Source organism: Thalassobacter sp. HA4-2, assembly GCF_055693705.1.
In genome coordinates this window covers 2,112,956-2,131,170 of the sequence record NZ_JBVFUK010000001.1, presented here as the reverse complement: position 1 = coordinate 2,131,170, position 18,215 = coordinate 2,112,956, and the positions used below count along the sequence as shown (strand labels likewise).

The 18,215-nt window shown below is 65.1% G+C and carries 13 protein-coding genes and 3 pseudogenes; 9 read left to right on the top strand and 7 right to left on the bottom strand.

Annotated features, from left to right (window positions below; translation table 11 throughout):
- Positions 1-149 precede the first annotated feature (149 nt).
- Positions 150-943 (bottom strand): annotated as a pseudogene (locus ACZ1G0_RS10665) (ferritin-like domain-containing protein).
- A gap of 23 nt (positions 944-966) precedes the next feature.
- A complete protein-coding gene (gene bcp, locus ACZ1G0_RS10660) occupies positions 967-1,428 on the bottom strand; it encodes a thioredoxin-dependent thiol peroxidase (RefSeq protein ID WP_472736920.1) in 462 nt (153 codons plus the stop codon).
- A gap of 122 nt (positions 1,429-1,550) precedes the next feature.
- Here bcp and ACZ1G0_RS10655 point away from each other — a divergent pair, with 122 nt between their 5' ends.
- From ACZ1G0_RS10655 to uvrA, 8 genes and pseudogenes are all read left to right on the top strand, one after another.
- Positions 1,551-3,116 (top strand): hypothetical protein, encoded by a 1,566-nt coding sequence (locus ACZ1G0_RS10655; protein WP_472736919.1) that lies wholly within the window; start codon positions 1,551-1,553, stop codon positions 3,114-3,116.
- A complete protein-coding gene (locus ACZ1G0_RS10650) occupies positions 3,053-4,834 on the top strand; it encodes a hypothetical protein (protein WP_472736918.1) in 1,782 nt (593 codons plus the stop codon). The genes ACZ1G0_RS10655 and ACZ1G0_RS10650 overlap by 64 nt, the downstream gene beginning before the upstream one ends.
- Positions 4,835-4,839: 5 nt before the next feature.
- A pseudogene (gene queA / locus ACZ1G0_RS10645) lies at positions 4,840-5,900 on the top strand (tRNA preQ1(34) S-adenosylmethionine ribosyltransferase-isomerase QueA).
- A gap of 75 nt (positions 5,901-5,975) precedes the next feature.
- Complete coding sequence (locus tag ACZ1G0_RS10640) at positions 5,976-7,247, top strand: MFS transporter (RefSeq protein WP_472736917.1); 1,272 nt, start codon at positions 5,976-5,978, stop codon at positions 7,245-7,247.
- A gap of 78 nt (positions 7,248-7,325) precedes the next feature.
- Positions 7,326-7,898: a DUF924 family protein gene (locus ACZ1G0_RS10635; RefSeq protein ID WP_472736916.1), complete on the top strand. Its 573-nt coding sequence runs from the start codon at positions 7,326-7,328 to the stop codon at positions 7,896-7,898.
- A 76-nt stretch (positions 7,899-7,974) separates the two neighbouring features.
- Positions 7,975-9,372, top strand: a complete 1,398-nt coding sequence (lpdA, locus tag ACZ1G0_RS10630; RefSeq protein ID WP_472736915.1) for a dihydrolipoyl dehydrogenase — start codon at positions 7,975-7,977, stop codon at positions 9,370-9,372.
- Positions 9,373-9,479: 107 nt separating this feature from the next.
- Positions 9,480-10,613 carry an MFS transporter gene (locus tag ACZ1G0_RS10625; RefSeq protein ID WP_472736914.1) on the top strand — a complete coding sequence of 378 codons (1,134 nt, stop codon included), beginning with the start codon at positions 9,480-9,482 and terminating at the stop codon, positions 10,611-10,613.
- Between the two features lie 88 nt (positions 10,614-10,701).
- Positions 10,702-13,581 (top strand): excinuclease ABC subunit UvrA, encoded by a 2,880-nt coding sequence (gene uvrA, locus ACZ1G0_RS10620; RefSeq protein WP_472736913.1) that lies wholly within the window; start codon positions 10,702-10,704, stop codon positions 13,579-13,581.
- 81 nt (positions 13,582-13,662) lie between these two features.
- On the opposite strand, the gene ACZ1G0_RS10615 is transcribed toward uvrA, so the two are convergent.
- From ACZ1G0_RS10615 to ACZ1G0_RS10600, 4 genes are read right to left on the bottom strand one after another with little or no spacing between them, the layout of a single operon-like run.
- A complete protein-coding gene (locus ACZ1G0_RS10615) occupies positions 13,663-14,811 on the bottom strand; it encodes a cytochrome P450 (RefSeq protein WP_472736912.1) in 1,149 nt (382 codons plus the stop codon).
- Entirely contained in the window at positions 14,808-15,539 is a 732-nt protein-coding gene (gene tpiA, locus ACZ1G0_RS10610) for a triose-phosphate isomerase (protein ID WP_472736911.1), read from the bottom strand. The genes ACZ1G0_RS10615 and tpiA overlap by 4 nt, the downstream gene beginning before the upstream one ends.
- Before the next feature lie 21 nt (positions 15,540-15,560).
- Positions 15,561-15,923 carry a HesB/IscA family protein gene (locus ACZ1G0_RS10605; protein WP_472736910.1) on the bottom strand — a complete coding sequence of 121 codons (363 nt, stop codon included), beginning with the start codon at positions 15,921-15,923 and terminating at the stop codon, positions 15,561-15,563.
- 39 nt (positions 15,924-15,962) lie between these two features.
- Positions 15,963-16,319 (bottom strand): SUF system Fe-S cluster assembly protein, encoded by a 357-nt coding sequence (locus tag ACZ1G0_RS10600; protein WP_472736908.1) that lies wholly within the window; start codon positions 16,317-16,319, stop codon positions 15,963-15,965.
- Positions 16,320-16,500: 181 nt separating this feature from the next.
- Between ACZ1G0_RS10600 and tgt the strand changes: the two are divergent.
- Positions 16,501-17,630 (top strand): annotated as a pseudogene (gene tgt / locus ACZ1G0_RS10595) (tRNA guanosine(34) transglycosylase Tgt).
- A 63-nt stretch (positions 17,631-17,693) separates the two neighbouring features.
- Here tgt and ACZ1G0_RS10590 read toward each other — a convergent pair.
- Entirely contained in the window at positions 17,694-18,089 is a 396-nt protein-coding gene (locus ACZ1G0_RS10590; protein WP_472736907.1) for a DUF4149 domain-containing protein, read from the bottom strand.
- Between the last annotated feature and the right edge of the window lie 126 nt (positions 18,090-18,215).

Here is an 18,215-nt window from a genome sequence, read left to right as displayed (position 1 = left end):
CCTTTGCGCGAAGTCTGGGCAGGGCACGGCCTGCCTTGGGTCTGCGTCTTTTAGACGGAAGTCGCAGGGTGGGGCAAGCGTCGTGCACGCCGCAGCGCAGCGCATGACAGGACCGGCAAAACCCCGCCGATCCTGCGGTAAGTCGGTGCTTACGAAGCGGCTTCGGTCAGGGGCCAGTAGAAATCCGGGGGATGCCCGCCTCGGCGCGCTTTTCTTCGTTGAAGGGGCCGCGCAGGGTGCTGTGGAAGTAGCGGCGCACCAGATCGTGAAACGCGTCCCTGGGGTCCATCTCGTGACGTCCGCACAGGTAGTGGAACCATTTGGATCCATAGGCTACGTGGGCGACCTCTTCGGCATAGATCGTCTCCAGGGCTGCGACGGCGCTGTCGGCCTTGGCCTGTCGGAACACCTTGATCATGCCCGGGGTCACGTCCAGCCCTCGTGCTTCCAGGACCATGGGCACCACGGCAAGGCGGCCCATGAAGTCGCCCGCCGTGTCTTCGGCCGCGCGCCACATGCCTGCGTGGGCGGGCAGGTCGCCATAGAAAGATCCAATTTCTTCAAGGCAGTCGGCCATCAGGTTGAAGTGCTTGGCCTCTTCATCCCCTGCCTTGACCCAATCGTCGTAGAAGCCAAGGGGCATGGGGGTACCCGCAAACCGGGGGATGATGTCCCAGTGCAGGTCCACGGCGTTCAACTCGATATGGGCCACGGCGTGCAGCAGGGCGCGGCGCCCCTCGGGCGTGCCGGGCTTGCGCTTGGGCACGTCGCGAGGGTCCAGCAACGCAGGTGCCTCGGGGCGTGCCGGGCGCAACGGTGGGTCAGCGCGGCCAACGGGGATCGGTGTCCCTGCCTTGCGTGCCGCGAACCACGTGGCCGCATGACGCCGGGCAAGCGCGGTTTTCGCGCGCCCGTCCGCCGTGCTCAGCACCTCCAGCGCCATATCGCACAGGGTCTTAGGCTGGCTCATAGGGATTGCGCGGCCTCAAGGACCTTTTCGGCGTGTCCGGGCACTTTGACCTTGCGCCAGACGGCGGCGATCTTGCCCTCTGCATCCACCAGATAGGTGGCCCGTTCGATCCCCATATAGGTCTTGCCGTACATGGATTTCTCGACCCAGACGCCATAATCCTCGCACATGGTGCCATCCGCATCGGACAGCAGGGGCACGCCCAGATCATGCTTGGCCACGAACTTTTCGTGCTTGGCGACGGTGTCCTTGGAGATGCCGAAGATCACAGTGTTGGCGGCGGCAAACGCATCGGTCAGCCCGGTGAAGGCAATCGCCTCTTTGGTGCAGCCGGAGGTGTCGTCGCGCGGGTAGAAATACAGCACCACGTTCTGGCCCTTCAGATCGGACAGGCTGACGGTCTCGCCGCCATCGCGGGGCAGGGTGAAATCGGGGGCGGGGGATCCAATGTCGGGCATATGTCAGTCTCGCTTTGTCGCCGATGGCGGTTGGTGTGCTCTAAGGGTTTGAAACCTAGTCCGGGGCAGGTCACAATAAAGGGCAGACGCCCATCCCCGCAACCCAAACAGCGCTGGCCGTGATGACATCCACTGAACCCGACCCCATGCGCCCCAAGGGCCGCTTGCGCCGCGTGGCGGTGTTTGCGCTGCTGGCGGTGATCTGCGTGCCGGTTTTCGCGCTTGGGGGGCTGGTGATCGCGGCCTCTGACGGGCCGGTGCGGCTGCCCGATTGGAGCGTGTCGTGGATCGAGGATCAGGCCAACGCCGCCCTTGGCCCGCGCGGTCGGGTGGATCTGACGGCGGCGGGCGTGGCTGTGGATGCCCAGACCCTGGCCCTGGAGGTGCACGTGCTGGATGGCCGCCTGCTGACGGCCCAAGGCCGCCCGGCCCTGCGCCTGTCCGAGGCGGTGCTGACCCTTGCCGCCCGGCCCTTGGTGCGCGGGCAGGTCGTGCCGCGCAGCCTTGCGCTGTCGGGGGTGCGCCTGCGGGTGCAGCGGCTTGTGGATGGGACGCTGGACGTGGCCTTTGCCGGGGACGGAGAGGCCTTCAACGCGCTGCCCCGTGATCTGGGCGCGGCCTTGGCGGCGCTGGATGCGCTGGCGCTCGATCCTGTGCTGGCCGAGCTGACGAGCACGACGATCGCGGGCGTGGAGCTGATTTACAGCGACCTGCGCACCGGGCGGCGTCTGGCGTTGCGCGATGGCCGGTTGTCGCTGTTTCGCCGGGCGGACCAGATCTCGGTCGTGCTTGGCGTGGACATGCCCGGCTATTCTACCACCCAGGATCCCGCCACGGCGCGCCTGTCCCTGACCCACGGCATCGGGCAGGGCGCGTCCTTGCAGGCGCAGGTCTCTGGCCTGCCCTTGGCGGAACTGGCCACGGTCCTGGGTCCGGACAGCCGCGCAGGCCTGTTGGAGGCGCGCTTGTCCGCCGCCGTCAATGCCACCGCCACCCAAGACGGCCGGATCGAAGGGGTCGAGGCCTCGGTCAGTCTTGGGGCCGGGCGCCTCATGGGGGTGGATCACACGGCCTTTGACAGCCTGCGGGCAGAACTGGCCTTTGACCCCGCCGCCCGCCAGATCGCAATCACATCCGCGACCTTGAGTTCCGAAACCCTCAGCCTGTCCGTCGCGGGACAGGCGCTGTTGGGACCAAGCCTTGCCGATCCCATCGTGGCCCAGTTGGCGGCCACAGACCTGCGGCTTGACCCCGATGGCCTGTTTGCCGAACCGGTGATGTTTGACAGTGCCCTGTTCGAGGGGCGCGTGACCCTCGCACCGTTCAACGTCGAAATCGGGCAGGCGTTTATCGGCCATGACGGGCAGGGGGTGACCGCGCGCGGGCAGGTGGCCCTTGGGGATGCCGGGGTGGCGGGCCGGATTGACCTGTCGTCGCAGAATATCACCGTGCCTTGGGTCAAATCCCTGTGGCCCCCGGCGGCGATCCCCAAGACACGGGCTTGGGTCATGCGGTCTGTCGATGCAGGCCGGGTGACGGACGTGGCCGCATCGGTCCGTTTGGTGCCCGGAGCCCCCCGCGCCTTGCGGGTCATTTCGAGTTTGAGGAGGCCGCCGTACGCTTCATGCGTTACCTGCCCCCGGCGGTGGACGCGCGCGGCGTGGCCCAGTTGGACGGCACGCGGCTGACCTTTCGCGTGGATCAGGGCACGGTCGTGCAGACGGGGGGCCACGGCCCCGTGGATCTTGCCGGTACGGTCTTCACGATTCAGGACGTGGGCACCCGCCCCGCCATTGGCGTGGCGGACCTAAGGGTGTCGGGGGCAATCCCCGCGCTTCTGACCGTGATGAATAACCGGCCGTTCTTTCTGCTGGATAAGGCCCAGCGTCCCGCCACCCTCGCCTCGGGCCGCGCGGTGGTGCAGGGCCGCGTCACGGTGCCGTTGATCAAAAAGCCCCCGCCCGAGGACGTGGTTTACCACATCACCGGCGTTCTATCCGGCGTGGCCAGCGACTCCCTTGTGCCGAACCGGACTTTGCGGGCGCGCAGGTTGGACCTGTCCGTGACGCCGGCGGCGGTGCAGATCACCGGCGACGTCACGCTGGACGGGGTCGCGGCGCGGGCCAACTGGCGCCAGCCGATCACCGCGCCGGGCGAAGGGGCGGCCCCCGCAAAATTGACCGGGGTGGCCACGGTCACGCCCGAGGCGTTGCAGACCTTTGGCATCAACCTCGGCCAAGTCACCATCGGCGGCAGCACGCCCCTGCGCTTTGCCATGGCGCTGGCGCGGGGCCAGCCCGGAGCCCTGGCGCTGGACAGTGATCTGGCGGGGCTGACCCTTTCCGCGCCCGGTCTTGGCCTGACCAAGCAGGCGGGACAAACCGGGGCGCTGTCGTTGGATGTGATCCTGACCAACCCCGCGCAGATCCCGCGCCTGTCGATCGAGGTGCCGGGCCTGACCGCTTCGGGCAGCATCACGCTGAACCCCGGTGGCGATCTGGATGTGGCACGGTTTGACCGGGTGCGCCTGGGCGGTTGGCTGGACGCGCCGGTGCGCCTGACCGGGCGGGGGCCGGGTCGGCCCGTGGCTGTGGCCGTGGCGGGGGGTGCGGTCGATCTGCGCCGCGCCAATCTGGGCGGGGACGGGTCGGGCGGTGGTACCGCAGGCCCGGTAACGCTGGCCCTCGACCGACTGGTCGTCTCGGAAGGGATCGTCCTGAACCAACTGACCGCCGAGCTGTCGGACGCGGGCGGCATGGGCGGGCAGTTCACGGGCCGGGTCAACGGGCAGGCGGCGGTCCGGGGGACGCTGCTGCCCACGGATCAGGGCACTGCCGTGCGCATTCTGTCCAACGATGCAGGCGCGGTCCTGTCCGCGATCAAGGCGTTCCGGGACGCCCGTGGCGGCACACTGGATTTGACCCTGATGCCGCGCCCGGGGCCGGGCCGCTACGATGGCACAGTCCAGATCGAGGGTCTGCGGGTGGTCAACGCCCCCGCCTTGGCACAGCTTTTGCAGGCGGCCTCTATCGTGGGGATCCTTGAACAGCTGTCGGGCGAGGGGCTGGTTTTCAACGACGTCAGCGGCGCGTTCGAGCTGCGCCCGGGGGACATCCGCGTCCTGCGGGCCTCGGCCCTTGGTCCCTCCATCGGTTTGACCGCCGACGGTGTGGTCGATCTGGGCGCGCGGCAGTTGGACCTGCAGGGGGTGGTGTCGCCCTTCTACATCGTCAACGGTTTGCTGGGCGGTCTGTTTGCGCGGCGAGATGAGGGTTTGTTTGGCCTGAACTACAGGCTATCTGGCAGTGCGGATGCGCCGCAGATTTCCGTGAACCCCCTGTCGGCCCTGACGCCCGGGGTGTTTCGCGATATCTTCCGACGCCCCCCACCCACCGCCAGCCAGTGAGCGCCATGAAACTTGACGACTTTGATTTCGACCTGCCCGAAAGCCTGATTGCAACGCGGCCCGCGCGGCCAAGATCCTCTGCCCGGTTGCTGGTGGCAGATGGGGATGCGATCCACGACCAGATCGTTACGGACCTGACCCGTTGGCTGCGCCCGGGCGACAGGTTGGTGCTGAACAACACCAAGGTTCTGCCCGCCCGCCTGTTCGGTCAGCGCCACCGGGATAGTGCCCAAGGCCCGGTCACGGCCAAGGTGGAACTGACCCTGACCGACCCCGGTGCGGACGGGACATGGCGCGCCTTGGCCAAACCTTTGCGCAAACTGGCCCCGGGGGATCCGATCACCTTTTCCGACGCCCTGACGGCGCAGGTGGTGGCGCGCGGCGACAGCGACGTGACGATCCGGTTCAACCTGACGGGTGACGATTTCGATGCGGCACTGGCGCAGGCCGGGGCCATGCCCCTGCCGCCCTACATCGCCGCCAAACGCGCGGCGGATGCGCAGGACCACGACGACTATCAGACGATTTTCGCGCGTCACAAGGGGGCCGTTGCCGCGCCCACCGCGTCCTTGCATTTTGACGCGCCCCTGTTGCAGGCCCTGCGGGACAGGGGGTAGAGTTTACCGAAGTCACCCTGCACGTGGGCGCGGGCACCTTTTTGCCGGTCAAGGTGGATGACGTCACCACCCACAAGATGCACGCCGAATGGGGTGAAGTGACCGCGCGCGCCGCCGCCGAGATCAACGCCACCCGCGCGGCAGGTGGCCGTGTTGTCCCCGTGGGGACAACCGCCCTGCGCCTGATCGAAAGCGCGGCCAAGGACGGGCAGGTGCAGCCCTTTGCCGATTGGACCGACATCTTTATCTATCCGGGGTTCAAGTGGCAGGTGACGGATGGGTTGATGACAAACTTTCACCTGCCGAAATCCACCCTTTTGATGCTGGTCAGCGCGCTGATGGGCAAGGACCGGATGGACCGGGTCTATGCCCATGCGGTGGCGGAAAAGTACCGGTTCTTCTCGTATGGGGATGCCTCCCTTTTGTTGCCCAGCGACAAGGGCGCATAAAACAGTCGCCCTTGGGATAGAATCCCCGGTGCAAAGGCATATGCGAGGGGGAACCCCGGCGGATTGGATGCGGCCATGATCAACGTTTTTAACAACACTTGGGCGCTGCTGCTTGGCATGATGCTGCTGATGGTGGGCAATGGCCTGCAGGGCACGCTGCTGGGGGTGCGCGGCGGGCTGGAGGGGATGTCGACTTCTGTCCTGTCCATCGTCATGTCCGCCTATTTCGCGGGCTTCTTGCTGGGCAGCCGGATGGTGCCCGAGATGATCCGCCGCGTGGGCCACGTGCGGGTCTTTGCGGCCCTTGGGTCCCTGATCTCGGCGGCGTTGATCCTGTTTCCGGTCTTGGTCGATCCGATCTCGTGGACGGCGTTGCGGGTGGTTGTGGGGTTCTGCTTTTGCGGGGTCTACATCACCGCCGAAAGCTGGCTGAACAATGCCACCACGAACGAGACGCGCGGGCAGGCCCTGTCGCTTTACGTGATCGTCCAGATGGCCGGCATCGTCACGGCGCAGGCGATTTTTGCCTTTGGGGACGCGGGCGGGTTCATCCTGTTCATCCTGCCGTCCGTTCTGGTCAGCATCGCCTTTGCGCCGATCCTGCTTTCGGCCAGCCCGGTGCCGCCCTTCGAGGCGACCAAACCCATGTCGTTCCGCGAGATCTATGCCGTGTCGCCCTTGGGCTGCGTTGGCATCTTTCTGCTGGGGGGCATGTTCTCGGCCCTGTTCGGGATGGCGGCGGTCTACGGCGCGCTGATCGGCTTGGACATGGGGCAGATCGCGCTGTTCGTGTCGGCGATCTACGCGGGTGGGATGCTGTTGCAATTGCCCATCGGCTGGCTGTCCGACCGCATGGATCGGCGGCAGTTGATCTTCTACGTCTCGATTGCCGGGGCGTTCGGGTGTTTGCCTGCGGTTGCGGGTCTTGGCGGGTTCTACGGATTGCTGGCGGCGGCCTTTATGATCGGTGGCATGGCGAACCCGCTGTATGCGCTGGTGCTGGCCTATACCAACGACTACCTTGCGCCCGAAGACATGGCCTCCGCCTCGGCGCGGCTGCTGTTCATCAACGGGGCTGCGGCGATTGTGGGGCCGCTGATCGTGGGCGTGATGATGGATGTGATCGGGCCTGAGGGGTTCTTTATCTTCCTCGCCGTCCTTCTGGGGACACTGTCGGCCTACGCCGCATACCGGATGACCCAGCGGGCGATCCCCGTGAACGATGACGATTACGAAATGGTGCCCATGACCCCCATGACCCCAGCCGCCACCGCCGTCACCATGGAGGCTGTTGTCGAAGAGTGGGAAGAGCAGGCGGGCGAAGAGCCTGACGACGCGGCGGCCTAGGGTATAACGCCGCGCTGGACAGTGTTTAAAAAACAGGCAAAGCTAACCCAGAGCGGGAGAAGTGTGGAGGACATCCCAATGACGACGCCTGATGACGTCCTGACCTTTTGGCTGGACGAATGCGGACCGGACCAGTGGTACACCGGCGGTCCCGATCTGGACACCAGGATCACAGACCGCTTCGGCGCGGCGTGGGTGGCGGCGAAGGCCGGAGCCTATGACGCTTGGGACACCACGGCGCGCGGGGCGCTGGCCCTGTTGATCCTGCTGGATCAATTCCCCCGCAACATGTTCCGTGGGAACGCCCAGGCCTTTGCCACGGACGACAAGGCCCGGGCCGTGGCCAAAAAATCCATCGACCGTGGGCTTGACGAACAGATCGACGCCCCCGCGCGTCAGTTCTTTTACCTGCCGCTGGAACATTCCGAATGTCTGGTGGATCAGGACCGGGCCGTGCGCCTGATCGCCAGCCGGATGGATGCGCCCGAAACCCTGCTACACGCGCAGGCCCACCGGGACATCATTCGCAAGTTCGGCCGCTTTCCGTTCCGCAACGCGGCCCTGGGGCGCACGGACACCGGGGCCGAGCAGACGTTCATGGAACAAGGCGGCTACGGCGCGGTGGTGGAGGCGCTAAAGGCGGCAGCTTGACGCAGTGACCAAGGGGCTTCTCGAATCCGTGTCTGAAATGGTTTAAGGCTAAACTAAATCAGACACGGAGTGAGTGATGTCTTCGAAATCCTATGATATGATCGTAATCGGCGCGGGTCCCGGCGGCTATGTTGCCGCCATTCGGGGGGCCCAACTGGGCCTGAACGTCGCCGTGGTAGAGCGGGAGCATTTGGGCGGCATCTGCCTGAACTGGGGCTGTATTCCGACCAAGGCCATGCTGCGATCTTCCGAGGTGTTTCATTTGATGGAACGTGCCAAGGATTTCGGCCTGAAGGCGGAAAACATCGGCTACGATCTGGACGCCGTGGTCAAACGCTCCCGCGATGTGGCGGGGCAGCTGTCGGGCGGCATCGGCCACCTGCTGAAAAAGAACAAGGTCACCGTGGTGATGGGCGAGGCGACAATCCCTGCTAAGGGCAAGGTCAGCGTCAAGACCGACAAGGGCACCGAAGAGTTGACGTCCAAGGCCATCGTACTGGCCACGGGCGCACGGGCCCGCGAACTGCCGGGGCTGGAGGCGGATGGCGATCTGGTCTGGACCTACAAGGCCGCCCTGACGCCCAAGCGCATGCCCAAAAAGCTGCTGGTGATCGGGTCCGGCGCCATCGGCATCGAATTCGCCAGCTTCTACAACACCCTTGGCGCCGACACGACCGTGGTCGAGGTCATGGACCGCGTGTTGCCTGTCGAAGACGCCGAAATCAGCGCCTTCGCCAAGAAGTCCTTTACCAAGCAAGGCATGAAGATCATGGAGAAATCCATGGTCAAACAGCTGGACCGGGGCAAGGGTGTCGTGACCGCCCACATCGAGACCAAGGGCAAGGTCGAGAAAATGGAGTTCGACACCGTGATCTCTGCCGTGGGGATCGTGGGCAACGTCGAAGGTCTGGGTTTGGAAGAGCTGGGCGTGAAGATCGACCGCACCCATGTGGTGACAGACGAATACTGCCGCACGGGCGTTGATGGCCTGTACGCGATTGGTGACATCGCTGGCGCGCCTTGGCTGGCGCACAAGGCGTCCCACGAGGGCGTCATGGTGGCGGAGTTGATCAAAGGGTCGAACAAAGCCCACCCGATCAAACCCGAAAGCATCGCGGGCTGCACCTACTGCCATCCGCAGGTCGCCTCTGTGGGTTATACCGAGGCCAAGGCCAAAGAGTTGGGATACGACATCAAGGTCGGCCGCTTCCCCTTCATCGGCAACGGCAAGGCCATCGCCCTGGGCGAGCCGGAGGGATTGGTGAAAACCGTGTTCGACGCCAAAACCGGGGAACTGCTGGGCGCCCATATGATCGGGGCCGAGGTCACCGAGATGATCCAGGGCTACGTCGTGGGCCAAAAGTTGGAGACCACGGAAGAGGACCTGATGGAAACCGTGTTCCCACACCCGACCCTGTCGGAAATGATGCACGAGTCGGTGCTGGACGCTTACGACCGCGTGATTCACATGTAGGTTTTGCGCCGCATTTCATGCGTCGCCACGGGGGGCGCGGGCTGACGCCCGCGCCCCTTGCCATTTCTGACCTATGCACGTCGGGCGGACAGGTCTAAGCCAGCGCCATGACCCAATCTGCCCAACCCCGCACCGACTGGCCCGCCGTCTTTCTGATCCTGCTGGTGGGCCTTTTTGCCGCCGCTCAGTTCGGTAAGCTGACGCTGACCCTTGACCCGCTGACCGACCGGTACGGGGCAATTGCGCCCTTCATCATCTCGGTCGTGGGCCTCGTCGGGATAGTGTTCGGTGTTGTGGCGGGTGGCTGGATCGCGCGGCAAGGGGTCGTGCGTGTGCTGGTCTGGTCCATGGTTCTGGGCGCGGCCATGTCCCTGATGCAAGCCTTGAACCTGCCCGCATGGGCCATGATCGCCACCCGCGCGGTCGAGGGGTTTTCCCACCTTGGCCTTGTGGTCGCGGCACCGCCCCTGATGGCGGGTTTTGCCACCGACGCCGACCGCCCGGTGGTCATGGGCATCTGGGCCAGCTTTTTCGGGATCAGCCTTGCGATCTGCGCGGTGATCTTTCCGCCGATCCTCGCCATCGGAGGCCTGCCGCTGGTGTTCGCACTGCATGGGGTAGGGCTGGCCGTGATGGCCCTGATCACCGCCCGGCGCATCGCACCCGTCCCCACGGGGACAACGGCGCAGCCCGGTTTCTGGGCGGTGCACCGCACTATCTACACCACCCCGCGCCTTGTGATCGCGGGGGCGGGGTTCGTGTTCTACACGATCCTGTACATCGCGCTGATTGCCGTGCTGCCGGGCGCGCTTGGGTTCTCGGCGATCAAGACGGCGATCCTGCCGCTGGTGTCGCTGATTGGGACCTTCGGGGCAGGGGTGCTGGCGCGCCGCACTGCCCCCACCCACCTGTCCATCGTGGGCTTTGTCGCCACGGGGCTTGCCATGGTGGCCGTGGTGGCCGCCCCCGGCACCCTGACCGCGCTGGCCCTGTTTCTGGCGGCGGGGCTGATCCCGGGGGCGTGCTTTGCCACCATCCCGCACTTCAACGCCAGCCTGACGGACCGCGCCCGGGCCACGGGGGCCATTGCGCAGCTGGGCAATGTGGGTACCACCACGGGCACGCCGATCTTTGTGGCCGCCTATGCCTTGGGCGGATTGCCCGCCATGGTCGCCGTGACGCTGGCGTTTTGCGCGGGCGGCGTGGCGATCTTGGCCGTCCTGCAGGCGCGGATCAAATAAAGTTGCCCGTGTTCGGGTAATGTTCCATAAACCCCATGGACCCGGCGCGCCGCGCGATTAGGTTCCAACCAAAGCCGTGGGGAATGATATGCCTGAGTTGAAACAGATCGAAGTGCGCGGCGCGCGCGAACACAACCTGAAGGGCATCGACGTGGATATCCCGCGCGACCAGTTGGTGGTGATCACGGGGCTGTCGGGGTCGGGCAAATCCAGCCTTGCGTTTGATACGATCTATGCCGAAGGCCAGAGGCGCTATGTCGAAAGCCTGTCTGCCTATGCGCGACAGTTTCTGGACATGATGCAAAAGCCGGACGTGGATCACATCAGCGGCCTGTCCCCGGCGATCAGTATCGAACAAAAGACGACCTCCAAGAACCCCCGGTCCACCGTGGGCACCGTGACCGAGATCTACGACTACCTGCGTCTGCTGTACGCGCGCGCGGGCACGCCCTATTCGCCCGAGACCGGGGAGCCGATCGAGGCGCAGCAGGTGCAAGACATGGTGGACCGCGTCATGGCCATGGAGGAGGGCACCCGCGGCTACCTGCTGGCGCCGATCATCCGCGACCGCAAGGGCGAGTACCGCAAGGAATTCCTTGAACTGCGCAAACAGGGGTTTCAGCGCGTCAAGGTGGATGGGGAATTCTACGATCTGGACGAACCGCCCACCCTCGACAAGAAATTCCGCCACGACATCGACGTGGTGGTGGACCGGATCGTGGTGCGCGACGGGGTGCAGACCCGGCTGGCGGACAGCTTCCGCACCGCGCTGGATCTGGCCGATGGCATCGCAATCCTTGAAACCGCGCCCAAAGAAGGGGACCCCGAGCGGATCACCTTTTCCGAGAAATTTGCCTGCCCCGTCAGCGGCTTTACCATCCCGGAGATCGAGCCGCGTCTGTTCTCGTTCAACGCGCCCTTTGGGGCCTGTCCCAAGTGTGACGGGCTGGGGCACGAGCTGTTCTTTGACGAACGCTTGGTCGTGCCGGACGTGACCCTGTCGCTGGCCAAGGGCGCTCTGGCCCCATGGGCCAAGACCAAATCGCCCTATTTCCTGCAAACCATCGACAGCATCGCCAAACACTTGGGCTTTGACAAAAAGGCCGCGTGGAAGGACCTGCCGGAAAAGGTGCAAAAGCTGTTCCTCTACGGCTCGGGCGAAGAGGAAATCCCCTTCCGCTACGACGAAGGCGGGCGGATCTATCAGGTGACGCGCGTGTTCGAAGGGGTGATCCCCAACATGGAACGCCGCTACCGCGAGACCGACAGCAACTGGATTCGCGAAGAATTTGAGCGGTTCCAGAACAACCGGTCCTGCGGGGCCTGCGGCGGCTTTCGCCTGCGGCCAGAGGCGCTGGCCGTGCGCATCGGCCCCGTAAAGGGCCCGGCAGAAGAGCGGTTGCACGTGGGCCATGTCGTCCAGATGTCGATCCGCGAGGCGTTCGAGTGGATCGACCGGGTGCCCAGCCAGTTGTCCGCCCAGAACAACGAAATCGCCCGCGCCATCCTCAAGGAAATCCGCGAACGTCTGGGCTTTTTGAACAATGTCGGGCTGGAATATCTGACCCTGTCGCGCAACTCCGGCACGTTGTCGGGGGGCGAAAGCCAGCGCATCCGGCTGGCCAGCCAGATCGGGTCGGGGCTGACGGGGGTGCTTTATGTGCTGGACGAGCCATCCATCGGGCTGCACCAGCGTGACAACGACCGCTTGCTGACGTCCCTGAAGGGACTGCGCGATCAGGGCAACACGGTGATCGTGGTGGAACACGATGAAGAGGCGATCCGCGAGGCCGACTACGTGTTCGACATCGGCCCGGGGGCCGGGGTGCACGGGGGGCGGGTCGTGTCCCACGGCACGCCTGCGCAGGTCGCCGCCGACGAGAATTCCATCACCGGGGCCTACCTGTCGGGCAAGCGCGAGATTGCCGTGCCCACCAAGCGTCGCAAGGGCAACAAGAAAAAGCTGACCGTGGTCAAGGCCACGGGCAACAACCTGCAATCGGTGACGGCCGAGTTCCCCTTGGGCAAATTCGTCTGTGTGACGGGCGTGTCGGGGGGCGGTAAGTCCACGCTGACCATCGAGACGCTGTTCAAGACCGCATCCATGAAGTTGAACGGCGCGCGCCAGACGCCCGCACCCTGCGAGACGATCAAGGGGCTGGAGCATCTGGACAAGGTCATCGACATCGACCAGCGCCCTATCGGGCGCACGCCCCGGTCCAACCCCGCCACCTACACCGGTGCCTTCACGCCTATCCGCGACTGGTTCGCCGGGCTGCCAGAGGCCAAGGCGCGCGGCTACAAGCCCGGGCGTTTCAGCTTCAACGTCAAGGGCGGGCGGTGCGAGGCCTGTCAGGGCGACGGCGTGATCAAGATCGAGATGCACTTTCTGCCCGACGTCTATGTGGAGTGTGAGACCTGCAAAGGCGCGCGCTACAACCGCGAGACGCTGGAAATCAAGTTCAAGGACAAAAGCATCGCCGACGTGCTGGATATGACCGTGGAGGATGCGCAGACCTTCTTCAAGGCCGTGCCGTCGATCCGCGAGAAAATGGATGCGCTGATGCGGGTGGGCCTTGGCTATATCAAGGTGGGCCAACAGGCCACGACCCTGTCAGGCGGCGAGGCGCAGCGGGTGAAACTGTCCAAGGAACTGGCGAAACGGTCTACGGGACGGACGCTGTATATTTTGGACGAACCCACCACGGGCCTGCACTTCGAGGATGTGCGCAAGCTGTTGGAAGTGCTGCACGAGCTGGTGGACGGCGGGAACACGGTGGTGGTGATCGAGCACAACCTGGACGTGGTCACGACCGCCGACCACATCATCGACATCGGTCCCGAAGGCGGGGATGGCGGTGGGCGCGTCGTGGCCACGGGCACGCCCGAGCAGGTGGCGGAGGTCGCTGAGAGCCATACCGGCCACTACCTGAAACCGTTGTTGGAGCGGAAGCTGGCGGCGGAGTAGAGATGTTTCGGGGCCCTGCGGCCCCGATCCGCTGGGGGCGCTGCCCCCAGACCCCCGAGGGTATTTTTGGAACAATGAGGGCTAGGGCTGTGCGACGTACAGGGCGTCCAGCCCGTGGAAATGCCAGATGTCCGCGTAGCTTGGCTGTGTGGCCAGCCGAAGGCTGGGGCAGCGCTGGAACAGGCGGGTCAGGGCGATGCCGACCTCCAGCCGGGCCAGGGGCGCGCCGATGCAAAAATGCAGGCCCGCGCCAAAGCTGAGGATCGCGGGTTTCTTGCGGGTCGGGTCAAAGGTAGCCGGGTCCGGAAACACGCGCGGGTCGCGGTTGGCGGCCCCCAGCAGCAGTCCCACCTGATCCCCGCGTTTCAGGGTCGTATCGGCCACGGTGACGTCGTCATAGACATAGCGCGTGAACAGGTGCAGGGGCGGGTCTTGGCGAAAGCATTCTTCGGTAAAGCTGGCGGTGCCATCCGGGCGCGCGCCGGTGTCCAGCAGGGTTTTGAGCGCGTTTCCAAGGGTGTGCACCGTCGCCTCGTGCCCCGCGTTCAGCAGCAGGATGCAGGTGGTGATCAGCTCGTTATGGGTCATGTCACCGGCCAAGAGGGTTGTGATCATGTCATCGCCCGGGTGGCGGCGCTTGTGGGTGATGTGATCTGTCAGGTAGGCGCGAAAGGCGAGTGTGGCGGCCACGGCGGTGTCTTCGTCCGCCCGGGTGCGGTGGGTCTGATACATGCGTACCATGGCGTTGGACCAGTCGACCAGCTGATCTGCGTCTCCCTCTGGCACGCCCATGAAGCGGGCGATGATGCGTACTGGGATCGGGCGGCAAAACGTGTCCAGCAGGTCGAACGTCCCCGTGGGGAAGGCGTCGATCAGGTGGTCGCACAGGGCCTCGATCTGGGGGCCAAGGGCGGCGATGGCGCGAGAGGTGAAGGCCCGCGTCAGGTGTCCGCGCAGGGCGGTGTGGCGCGGGGGTTCAAGCTCCAGGATCGAGTGGGCCTCCACATCGTAGAAGGGTTGCAGCCGCGCGGGGATGTCCGGGGGTGAAATCGGCGCGCGGCCGAGTTTTCTGTTGCGCAGCAGGGCGTTGACCGTGTCATATCCAGCGGCAACGGGCATATCCAAGGCGTCCCACCAGACCAATTCGCCCATGGCGCGGATGTGGTCGTAGGTCGGGTAGGGGTCTTGGATAAAGGCCCGGTCGCGGATGTCGAAATGGACCGTCTTCACGCCTGCGCCAGGGCCTCGATGATCGGGCAGAAGTCGGCCGCCGTCAGGGAGGCGCCCCCCACCAGTGCGCCGTTCACGTCGGCCACGGCGAAGATGTCAGCTGCGTTGGCGGCCTTGACCGACCCGCCGTACAGCAGCGTGATATCGGCACCCGTGCCGAACCGGTCCGTCAATTGCGCGCGCAAGTCGGCGTGCACCTGGGCGATTTGATCGGTGCTGGGGACCAGCCCGGTGCCGATGGCCCAGACGGGTTCGTAGGCGATGACGGTATTGGCGGCGGTTGTCCCCGTGGGGACAGATCCGGCGACTTGGGCGCGCAGGACGGACAGGGTCTCGCCCTCTTCGCGCTGTGCCAAAGTCTCGCCGATGCAGATCACCGCGATCAGCCCGGCGCGCCATGCGGCCTGGGTCTGGGCGGCGACGTCCGCGTCGGTCTCGCCGTGATCCGTGCGCCGTTCCGAATGCCCCGCCAGCACGTAAGACGCTCCGGCGTCCGCCAGCATCTCGGCGGAGGTGTCGCCCGTATGCGCGCCGGACACTTGCGCGTGGCAGGCCTGCCCACCAAGGGACAGGCCGTCTGTTTTTGCGCGCGAAATCAGGGTGTTCGGTGGGCAGATCAGCGTGTCCACCCCGGTGCTGCGAGCCGTGTCTGCGATGCCGGACAGGGCGTCCAGATGCGCCGACAGGCCGTTCATTTTCCAGTTTCCGGCGGCCAGTTTACGGGGCATCGGCGCGTCCTTCTTGACGGATTATTGGTCTGTATCCGCGTCCGCGAACTTGATCGATTCACCGCAACCGCAGGCGTCAACGACATTGGGGTTCTTGAATTTGAAGCCCGATTCCAGCAGCGCGACCTCGTAGTCGATTTCGGTACCGAACAGGAACATCTGGGCCATGGGGGCGATCATGACGCGCGCGCCCTCGACCTCGATCACCTCGTCGTGAGGCTCGATCTCGGACACGTATTCCATGGTGTATTCCATGCCCGCGCAGCCGCCCTTCTTGACGCCGATGCGCAGGCCCTTGGTGCCGTCCTTGGCCATCAACTTGGAAATCTGCGTGACCGCAGAGGGGGTGAGCGTGACGGGCGCTTGACCGGGAATGCCGAACATGGGTGTCTCCTTTCGCCCCAACATAGGGGCTGTGCGGGGCTACATAAAGCCCAGTTCCAATTTGGCCTCGTCCGACATCATGTCCATGCCCCACTGTGGTTCCCACACAAGATCGACGTCCACGTGTTTGACACCGGGCAGGGGCGTGATGGCATCGGCCACCCAGCCGGGCATCTCGCCGGCCACGGGGCAGCCCGGTGCGGTCAGGGTCATAATCACGCTGACCTCGTTTTCGGGATTGATATCAATGGTGTAAATCAATCCCAGATCGTAGATGTTGACCGGAATCTCGGGGTCAAACACGCTGCGGCAGGCCTCGACGATATCCTCGTGCAAGGGGTGATCGGTCGAGGACGGCTTGATCAGGGGCGCGCCTTCCATGTGTTCGGTGGTCATGTGTGCATGTCCTGCGATTTTCGATTTCTGACTGAAAACATAGGGATCATGACCGGGCGCGTCTAGGGGCCATTCGTTTACGGCCACAATCGGTGCCACCCCCGCGCACCGCCCATACAGACGCATGTCCGCTTCCCATTCCCCCTTGGCGCGGGCCGCGCCTCGGGGTAGGCCACGCCCCATGACACAGCGCTTCACCTTCACCCTGTCCGCCACCGATGGCCGTGCGCGCACGGGCCAGATCGACACCCCGCGCGGCGAGATCCGCACGCCCGCGTTCATGCCTGTGGGCACGGCGGCGACCGTCAAGGCGATGATGCCCGAAAGCGTGCGCGCCACGGGGGCGGACATTCTGCTGGGCAACACCTATCATCTGATGCTGCGCCCGACTGCCGAACGCATCGCGCGGCTGGGGGGCTGCACCGGTTCATGAACTGGGACCGCCCGATCCTGACTGACAGCGGTGGGTTTCAGGTGATGTCCCTGTCGGACCTGCGCAAACTCACCGAAGAGGGTGTGACCTTCCGCAGCCACATCGACGGGTCCAAGCACAGCCTGACGCCGGAACGGTCCATGGAGATCCAGAAACTGCTGGGCTCCGACATCGTCATGTGTTTCGATGAATGCCCCGCGCTGCCCGCCGATTACCACCGGATCGAGCAAAGCATGGAGCTGTCCATGCGGTGGGCCCAACGGTCCCGCGATGCGTTCGGGGATCGACCCGGCCACGCCTTGTTCGGCATCCAGCAGGGCGGCCTCGAGCAAGACCTACGCGCCCGGTCAGCCGAGGCCCTGCGCGCCATCGAATTCGACGGTTACGCCGTGGGCGGGCTGGCCGTGGGCGAGGGGCAGGCGGCGATGTTCGGCTGTCTGGACTATGCCCCCGAACAGCTGCCCCGGGACAAGCCGCGCTACCTGATGGGCGTGGGCAAGCCTGACGACATCGTCGGCGCCGTGGCGCGCGGCATTGATATGTTTGACTGCGTGCTGCCCAGCCGGTCGGGCCGCACCGGACAGGCCTGGACCCCGCGCGGACAGGTCAACATCAAGAACGCCCGCCACGCCGACGACCCGCGCCCGCTGGACGAAAGCTGCACCTGTCCGGCCTGCACCAACTACTCCCGCGCCTATCTGCACCACGTATTCCGCAGCGGCGAGATGATCAGCGGCATGCTGCTCACATGGCACAATCTGCACTACTACCAACAGTTGATGCAGGGCATTCGCGCGGCCATCGCGGCGGGCACCTACGATCAATTCCAAGCAAATTTTCATAAAATGCGCGCCGCTGGCGACCTGGAGCCGCTCTGACCCCTCATTGTTCCTCAAATACCCTCGGGGAGCGCGAGGGGCTGGCCCCTCGCTCCTGCTGCCTCAGCCGGCGCTTACGTTGACCAACACCCACCCCACGGCGGCAATCTGCGCCAGTTGCAGCACTACGGACACCCCGTGCAGCCGCCCGAACGCACCCGTGTCGCCCCGGTCCGTGGCGGCGTTGATCTGGTGCATCAGGATCTGGCGGGCATAGATCGTTGTGACGGACACCGCGGCCAGGACCCCTGCGACCAGCGGGTCCACAAGGACCGCCCCCAGGGCGCAGATCGCGGACATCACGATCACGGCCAAATAGTAATGGGGAAACGCCCCCCGGATCGCGGCACGCGCCTGATCCTTGGGAAACAGTTTGAACATCAACACCGCAAAGCCAAAGCTGAAGGCGGACATGGCCCCGAACAACAGGGCCGCGATAAGGGTCAGGATCATTGTCATGTTGTGTGACCTAGGGCGCGGCCTGCGGGGTCAAGACTGTTCACCAAATGCCCCAGGCACCCTTGCGGCGCAGGGGCCGCACGTGCACACTGCGTGCCAATGGTTGACGGGACTGGTCCGACACCC

Bases quoted from the DNA above. Each gene is read 5' to 3' on its own strand.
- ACZ1G0_RS10635 (WP_472736916.1), top strand. From the start codon at position 7,326: ATGACGACGCCTGATGACGTCCTGACCTTTTGGCTGGACGAATGCGGA.
- ACZ1G0_RS10590 (WP_472736907.1), bottom strand. From the start codon at position 18,089: ATGACAATGATCCTGACCCTTATCGCGGCCCTGTTGTTCGGGGCCATG.
- ACZ1G0_RS10600 (WP_472736908.1), bottom strand. From the start codon at position 16,319: ATGACCACCGAACACATGGAAGGCGCGCCCCTGATCAAGCCGTCCTCG.
- uvrA (WP_472736913.1), top strand. From the start codon at position 10,702: ATGCCTGAGTTGAAACAGATCGAAGTGCGCGGCGCGCGCGAACACAAC.
- ACZ1G0_RS10640 (WP_472736917.1), top strand. From the start codon at position 5,976: ATGATCAACGTTTTTAACAACACTTGGGCGCTGCTGCTTGGCATGATG.
- bcp (WP_472736920.1), bottom strand. From the start codon at position 1,428: ATGCCCGACATTGGATCCCCCGCCCCCGATTTCACCCTGCCCCGCGAT.
- ACZ1G0_RS10650 (WP_472736918.1), top strand. From the start codon at position 3,053: ATGCGTTACCTGCCCCCGGCGGTGGACGCGCGCGGCGTGGCCCAGTTG.
- lpdA (WP_472736915.1), top strand. From the start codon at position 7,975: ATGTCTTCGAAATCCTATGATATGATCGTAATCGGCGCGGGTCCCGGC.
- ACZ1G0_RS10605 (WP_472736910.1), bottom strand. From the start codon at position 15,923: ATGTTCGGCATTCCCGGTCAAGCGCCCGTCACGCTCACCCCCTCTGCG.
- ACZ1G0_RS10655 (WP_472736919.1), top strand. From the start codon at position 1,551: ATGACATCCACTGAACCCGACCCCATGCGCCCCAAGGGCCGCTTGCGC.
- tpiA (WP_472736911.1), bottom strand. From the start codon at position 15,539: ATGCCCCGTAAACTGGCCGCCGGAAACTGGAAAATGAACGGCCTGTCG.
- ACZ1G0_RS10625 (WP_472736914.1), top strand. From the start codon at position 9,480: ATGACCCAATCTGCCCAACCCCGCACCGACTGGCCCGCCGTCTTTCTG.